This window comes from Helicobacter bizzozeronii, from assembly GCF_900196775.1.
Classification (GTDB): Bacteria; Campylobacterota; Campylobacteria; order Campylobacterales; family Helicobacteraceae; genus Helicobacter; species Helicobacter bizzozeronii.
On the sequence record NZ_FZLB01000025.1, the window covers coordinates 1 to 7111 of the forward strand.

Here is a 7111-nt window from a genome sequence, read left to right on the forward strand (position 1 = left end):
AGTAGAATCAAACATAGATGTCCTTTTTAGAAAATGAAAAGGGTATTCTAGCGATTTTTTGATAAGAAGTAGATTTATTGGCGATAAGAAAATGCATTACGCACACACAAACGCGTATTTTGTAACTTATTTGGATAAAGGTTATCTTTGTTTTTGCTCCCCCAAGATAGATTGCCTACAATACAGACACTCCAAACCAAAAACCAATGCCCATTTCAAAAGCCCTCTTGAGGGNNCTTTAGTGGAGATCGCGGCTTCAAGCAGGACAGCTCCGTTTGGAGTCTTACATTCCCTATTCCAAAGGTTGATGCCCCAACCCCAAGGGTATTACCCCTTGATTGCAACACAAATATTAGCACAGCCATGCTGGTGCTAGCCTTATATCCCCATAGCTAAAGCTAGGGGCTTTACGGCGTGGTTGGTAAATTTAAAAGTTAAATAGAAACGATGAACCCCCATCCACTAAAGAGGGATGGGATTTTTGCAAAAACACTGGCGCAGATATGGGGTATAGCCCTTTACAAAGGGTGGCATGGCATAAACGCAAAACCTATTTTAGCTTAAGCGACCCCCTCATCAAAACCGCTTTTATTCCACGGCTCTTTTTAACACCCCCAACACCTCCACCATCGCCAAAGTGTCTAGCTTGCAATATTCCAAAAGGGCTTTTTTGGTTTTTTCTTGCTCCTCTTTAGACATATTAGGCATTTGAGTATAAGCCCGCATCGCTTCCTCGCCATTATGCACCAGCTCCAAATCTTTATAAGCCTTTTCAAAGTCGGGCACTAAAGCGGGTAAAACGCTTTTGATCGAATAACTTCCACCCATTTTGGGATCGTAGTAATCTCCGTGCTGGAATGGGGTCATTAAATCTATTATATTGCTTCTGATTTGCAATAGAACCTTGACTATTTGGGGGAGCTGTTTATTAGAAAAATCGACTAAATCCTGCAATTTATCTATCGCAAAACCCGCATTAGTGGCAAACAGATCCGCTAGTCCTTTAAGTATGCTTTGTTCAAAACCAGAGCTGTAGGCTAACACACAAGCATCACTAGGAATATCTTTTACAAGCCTTTGGGCTAATTCCAAACGCCCATCTGTGCCACACTCGGCTAAAAACTCTTTGTGCTCTATGCGCCCATCCTCATGCTCAATATGAATCGAATATTGGAAAGGGATTTGCATGTAAGGTCTCACCCCATCAAATGGAGGGATGGCAGGCTGATAGGTTTCAAAATCCAAATGGTAGAGGGGATATTTAAGAGTTGCCAAAAACTCTTGGATCGCGTCTTTCTCTATGTGTGGCGTGTTTGTCTTGGTGTGTTCGACCTGCATTCTTTGGCTGCGGGTGAGAGATTGGATGTCCTCCTCTTCTAAATCTTTAAAAAAAATTTTTCTGTCTTGATACAATTTCATAATCTTATTGCTAAATCCATGTCTTGCAAGAGCAAAGATATGCTTATGCCCTACAAGCCCCTGCTGTTCTTCCCAGCAATAGGGCTTAGCCGAGCATTCATGGGGGGCGTTGCAATGCTTGCCAATGGAGACTTTGGGTTCTTGTTGGCTTGCTAGGACTTGATTCATGCCTGCCAAATGCGCAGAGATTGCGCTTTGGAAGTTCTTGACAAACTCTAAAAAGTCGTTTTTTAAGAACAAACCTTTTAAATCCAGCGCGCCCTCTCTCATGTAAGTTTTATCTAGGCAGATCAAATACGCCCCCTCAACTTTATAACCCAAACCCGCTAAGACATAATATTGTATCCCCAAATCCCACAGATATTCCTCTTTGGGATGTTGCGCCTTGCTGTCCCTATAGATGTTTGTAGAGCTTTTCACCTCGTTTAACACCACACGATTGCCCTCAATCTCTAAAATATCCACCATCACCAAGATTCCCTGATACTCAAAGGTGGCTTCATAGATGATTTTAACACCTTGATTGATGAGCTCTTTAGTGCGCACTGCCATGCCTACCATATCATCTGGGTTATAGACAATCTCTTTGCCACCGGGGAATAAATCCCGAGCGAGTTGCCCCACTTCTTGCCCACTCTGTGCTTTTTTTAAAAACGCTGGGCTAGTTTGCAATGCTTCTTTTCTGTGCTTGTCTAACCACAGCAATTTAGAGCACTGCATACCCTTTACAAACTTGGACTTAGAGAGCATGGATTCTCCTTTGGTGATGAAATTGAGAATTTGATTTTACTCTTTTTGTGGATAAATATTAAGATTCAAATTACCACCTCCCACATCTTAGTTGCTTGCAAGATTGCACTCTTAACAAGGCTTGCCCAGGCAGGTCTTAGTGCCTCTATTCCAGTTCCCACTCTCATTGGTGCGGGGGTGGTCTGCCCTGTAAACTTTTGTAGGTTTGTCTATCCCCCCTCTTGCAAGGTTTGCGAGCCTAGAGTCTTTAAAAGGTAAAGTGTGTGGTCTTGGTGTTATACATTCTCCTCATCTTTGCTAGGTTTGTCATCCCCCTTGAGGGAGGCTTTAGTAGGGAGGGTGCGCTCCACAGGTGTGTTCTTTTGGGGTTTTTCTCCATGGATAGCTTTGTGATTGGACTTGAGGCTATCATTGCTAAATGAATGATAACCCGTTGAGGGCTTTTCATCCTCAAAGGATGCTTCTGGTGGGCGTTCCAAATTGGCATTGGTGAATAAGAGGGTTGCAGAGGGCGAGGGATATAACTGACACCCTGTAAAATCCTCAAAATTAAAACGCATGGAATAAGCCCCCTCAAGGATATCGCGCACATCTGCCATGTATCTATGATTCCAAATGCTATCCTCTAGGCGATCTTTAAAATCAGGGGTATTTAGCACAATACTATGCTTGTAGGCTTTATTGAGCCACACAAAGGCATAGTCTTTATGCCCTTTGGGATCGATGTTAAAAACCCGCTGGAAGTCCTCCCAAAAACTCTCAGAGATGTCCTCAAAGCGCGCCTTGTTGGCTAAATTAGACGCTCTCACTTTCCCATCTTGATGCTGGAGCACACACACGCGATCATCGACCAGCACAAAAACATAGGCATAACGCATGGCACTCCTTTTTAATTGAGATGAGTCGCTTTATTGTCATCTAGGCGGATGACTTTCTCTGACCAAACCAATTCGCCCTTATCGTTGAAAACGCCGATTTTCAGCGTGCTCATATCCTGAGCGCAAATTTTAAGCACATGGTTAGGATAGGGGCGATCCAAACTCACCACACATCTTATTGTTTGGTTGGCTGGAAAATTCTTCTCCTCAGCAAAGGCACTCGCTTTATCCGTGTAGCGGAATTCCACCTCTTGATAAGACCCCAAACAATCCAACTCCACCCATTCCCCGATCTTGATTCGATCGCGGTGCAATTTGGGTTCAAAACGCCTTCTGCGCTCAAAGCCGATGTGGTATTTAAAGGCAGGGGCTGTTTTCTCCCGCACAATCTGAATACCCCCTTTGTTGCGCTCACGCCCCTCCAAAAGCCCAAAGACCACCCCCGTTTTACAGGTTACGCGGTGTGAAGAATGGATCGGTCCATCGTGTATGGGGTGCATGGGGTTTTCTCTTTTGATGATTTCATCTGCCTCAGGGGTGCCCAAAGGGGGCCAAAGTTCAAAATCCATATCCGGCATCTCTTCCCCGCGTTTGCTCAGTTGGGTGTTTTTATAGGCTTGGTATTTTTCTTTTTCCTTGTCAATGTGCTCTAAGAAAATGGCTTTGAGCAAGGGGGAGCGGCTCGCATTCCCCCCTAAGAAAATGTGCAATTTTGTCATGCCCTCTATTTTCTCGCCCAAGAGTCGCAAGCTTGTAAAGAAGTTTTTGACTCCATCCTCGATCTCTCTTCTTAGCACAGCAAGCAGATGGGGATAGTTGATGGTTAGGTTAATGTCTTTACCCTCACCTTGTGTATCTTTTAAAGTGATTTCTGACTCTATTTTACCTTTTTCGCCCATTTCTTTTTCTTGTAGCTGTTCTTGCAACTCTTGATCTTCTTTTTGCAAATCCTCCGCGCTCAAGTTTTCTACAAAGGGACGCAAAAGTTTCACCAAATCTTGTAAATTACGCCTGCCCTCACGAGGAGCTAGGGTGATGAGATCGCCTAAAAGGGCAGTGCTGAAACGCGCCGGATCGTAATTGGGGGCTACAAAGGGGATTTTGTGTTCGCGCATCTGCTCTAGGTGATCCTCTTGAATGTAGAGTTCATAGGCTAGAAGTTCTAATAGATTCTCGCCTCCTAGCCAACGCATGCCATCGTGGGTTGTGAAGGGGCAGAGATCAAATTCGTGGTTGGGATCGCCGCTCTCTTTAAAAATCCCAAAGTCAAAATCGGTTGTCCCGCCCCCAAAGTCAAAAATCCCATAGTAAATGCCCTTTTGATCCACTTTGTCATAAAACCCAAATTCTTGCAACGCACTGATCGCATAGGCAGCCGGTTCGCTCAAGGTCAAACGCACTTGTAATTGATTTTCATCTAAGCCAGCAGGAAGGGATTTTCTCAAACCCTTTTCAAAACTCTCGCGGATTTTTAACGCCTGTTCCTCCTCGTATTTGACCGGATAAGAGAGGAAGTATTTCAAATACACCCCCCTATTCATGTTGTTGATGTAGCGTCCTAACAGATAGGCGTAAAATTCCACTGGATTATTAAAATCACAATCCATAAAACCCTTCAAGCTCACTTCATACCCTTGTTCATCGTTGAAACGGATATTGTGATCTGCTGCGCCCGCCCATTGCTTGAGTTTGTAAAAAAAGCGGTAAAAGTCATTCCCCTCAGCCTTTTTAAACTCTTCAAAAGCCCCATGGGCAACTCCCAGATCGGCAAGTCTTGTCAAGGGGCGGTGTTCAAGCGCGCCATAGTCCTCTAAAAACTTTTGGTGGTGTCTAAACTCGATAATGGTGGGGTTTTCAAACTCCCGATCGCCCAAATTCCCCAGATTTTGTTCTGCACCAATGGAGAGCAAGGTGGGGTTGCCATCTTCTAAGTAAGCCGCAATGGTGTGTTTAGTGCCAAAGTCAATGGCGACCTCTCCGGTTTTAATATCCCCCTTAGGGGTTCTGACATTCAATGGCGCATCAAATTTAAAACACAACTTCTTACCCTTGAACCCATCTTCCCTAGGGTAGAGGTCCCAATGCCCCTCGTTGGGGTCATCGAGTAAAGTCTGCGCATAGGGTTTAACACCGATGGCTACATGGTCAATCTTGAGCAACTCAGGGCGTAAATCCTCCATGCTGATGTGCAATTGGCTATCTTGCAACAAGGCCTCAAACTCTTTGATCCAGCGGGCTGGAATAAAGGGCTTTTGATTGCTAGAAACCAAAACCGACAACTCCTGCAGGTATTCCAAAAATTGCGGGGATCGCACACAAGAGTCATCAGGTTTGAGATAGCGCACGCGTCTAGCCACTGCCAACAAACGCTCTTGGTCTTTGGCAGGCAGAGTGGCTATCTTGCCCTCAAAACCATCCAACTTCCTTTGGACATCAGTTAAAATCTCTTTGGCTTTCTCATTGCCCTTTTTCTCTAAATTCCGTAACATTTTGGCTAAAGGATGCCTTTCAGAGAGGGTTAATTCCTCAATGCTGATTTTGTCTCTTTGTTCTTCCATGTTATTTCCTTTCTTAATGGGGGTTGGAACTTTTGCACACAAATGCACACATAAAAACGCCCGCACACGCGCCAAAACGCCCGCGATCACTGCATTTCAACTAAACTATATGCCACGGTCTCACCTTTTATTTGGTAGCCTTGGAAGAGAACCTTGCAAACACTACCTTGCCTATTGGACTTGCCCAATATCTCGCATTTTGCGGGGTTGTATGCATCGCCCTCTTTGATCGCCAGCCTTTGCAAACCAAGAAAATCCTGCAAAATGACAAAGAGGCGTTCAAAATAGTCCATCCAAATTGACTCATCTGCTCTTTTCTCTTTAATGGATTTGAGGGTGCTCTCGGCTACCTTTTTCATCAGGTTTTTAGGGGCTTTGTAAATCTCATTGAGCAAATCCCCGGGCGTATTTGCCACAAGCCCCAAATTAGGGTGTTCTTGGGCAAGTTTTAAAAGCTCTTGGTAGGTCTCAAAGCCCTTGAGTGTAGCCATTTGGGTCTCTAGGGCTTTTATCTGCTCCCCTAGCTCTGTTTCTTTTTGTTGTGCATTGGTTGTTAGCTGGGCTTTTTCTTGCTTTAAAGTTGCTAGCTCCTCGCTTAAGTCTGTTGCCTTTTTCTCTTTGGCTGTTAGCCTCCCGTCTAAATCTCTTGCTTCTTTCTTTTTATCCTCCAACTCCTTGCCCAAGTCTATTGCTTTTTGTTTTTCAGTTCCTAGTTTGCTCTGCAAGTCTGGTATCTCCTTTTCTTGCAAATCCTTTATTGTTGCGTCTCTTTCCCCTAGCTCCGTCCTTTTCTCCTCTAGCTCCTTATCAACCGCTCCTTTTTCCCCCTCTAGTTTTGTGTATTTTTCCCTCAAGCCCTCAGGACCTTCAAGCTCTTTTTGTAGCTCTTCGACCCGCTCTTGCAGTGTTTTAACTGCTGTTTGTATTTCTACAACCATTTTTTCAAGCTTTTTGAGGGTGAGTTTGTCCTTTTTGCCCATGTCCATGTCCTCTAGGTTTAGTTCTAACTTTTGTGCAAGGATGTGCAACCCTTTTTCAAGTTCGCCCAAGTCCTCTTGTTGCTTAGAGTTGGGCTTTTGCTCTAAAAGGCTTTTAATTTGTTCTGCGGGTGTTAGTTGGGGATCAGGGGGTGTTAAGCCAAGATATTGGCATAGAGAAGCTAGCGATTTGGTTACCTCCTCTATTTGGTTGCTGAGGTCATAAGCGCGTTTATTAGTGTTAGCACATGTGGGGCACCCCTCCTTGTAGCGGTCATTTTCCTTTACTGCTCGCTTGTAGATAGTGTCATCAGCGGGGTTTGGATATTTAGAGGCGTGCTCTACCACTCCCCCCCCCCCCACCATTTTTCCATCTTCGGTTTTGATCATGCCACTCCTACTTAACATTTAACACAAGCTAATTAAACGCATTATATTTCTATAATCCACCCCCTACCTCTATCTCTTATATATTTTGTATGTCGACGACGACCCCCCACATATGTGCTTCATACTTCCCCTTATTTTT

Annotated in this window: 4 protein-coding genes; all 4 read right to left on the reverse strand. The window is 44.5% G+C overall.

Going from position 1 to position 7111, the window contains the following annotated elements:
- Positions 1-588: 588 nt before the first annotated feature.
- The 4 genes from C5684_RS03335 to C5684_RS03350 all read right to left on the reverse strand — a co-directional run bounded on the left by C5684_RS03335 (position 589) and on the right by C5684_RS03350 (position 6972).
- Positions 589-2169: a DUF2779 domain-containing protein gene (locus tag C5684_RS03335; protein WP_104639416.1), complete on the reverse strand. Its 1581-nt coding sequence runs from the start codon at positions 2167-2169 to the stop codon at positions 589-591.
- Between the two features lie 275 nt (positions 2170-2444).
- Complete coding sequence (locus C5684_RS03340) at positions 2445-3047, reverse strand: hypothetical protein (RefSeq protein WP_104638285.1); 603 nt, start codon at positions 3045-3047, stop codon at positions 2445-2447.
- 11 nt (positions 3048-3058) lie between these two features.
- Positions 3059-5605, reverse strand: coding sequence for an acetate and sugar kinases/Hsc70/actin family protein (locus tag C5684_RS03345; RefSeq protein ID WP_158650180.1), 2547 nt, complete (start codon positions 5603-5605; stop codon positions 3059-3061).
- 86 nt (positions 5606-5691) lie between these two features.
- Positions 5692-6972 carry a hypothetical protein gene (locus C5684_RS03350; RefSeq protein WP_104639418.1) on the reverse strand — a complete coding sequence of 427 codons (1281 nt, stop codon included), beginning with the start codon at positions 6970-6972 and terminating at the stop codon, positions 5692-5694.
- Between the last annotated feature and the right edge of the window lie 139 nt (positions 6973-7111).

Coding starts and splice junctions, on each gene's coding strand:
- C5684_RS03335 (WP_104639416.1), bottom strand. CDS start 2,169: ATGCTCTCTAAGTCCAAGTTTGTAAAGGGTATGCAGTGCTCTAAATTG.
- C5684_RS03340 (WP_104638285.1), bottom strand. CDS start 3,047: ATGCGTTATGCCTATGTTTTTGTGCTGGTCGATGATCGCGTGTGTGTG.
- C5684_RS03345 (WP_158650180.1), bottom strand. CDS start 5,605: ATGGAAGAACAAAGAGACAAAATCAGCATTGAGGAATTAACCCTCTCT.
- C5684_RS03350 (WP_104639418.1), bottom strand. CDS start 6,972: ATGATCAAAACCGAAGATGGAAAAATGGTGGGGGGGGGGGGAGTGGTA.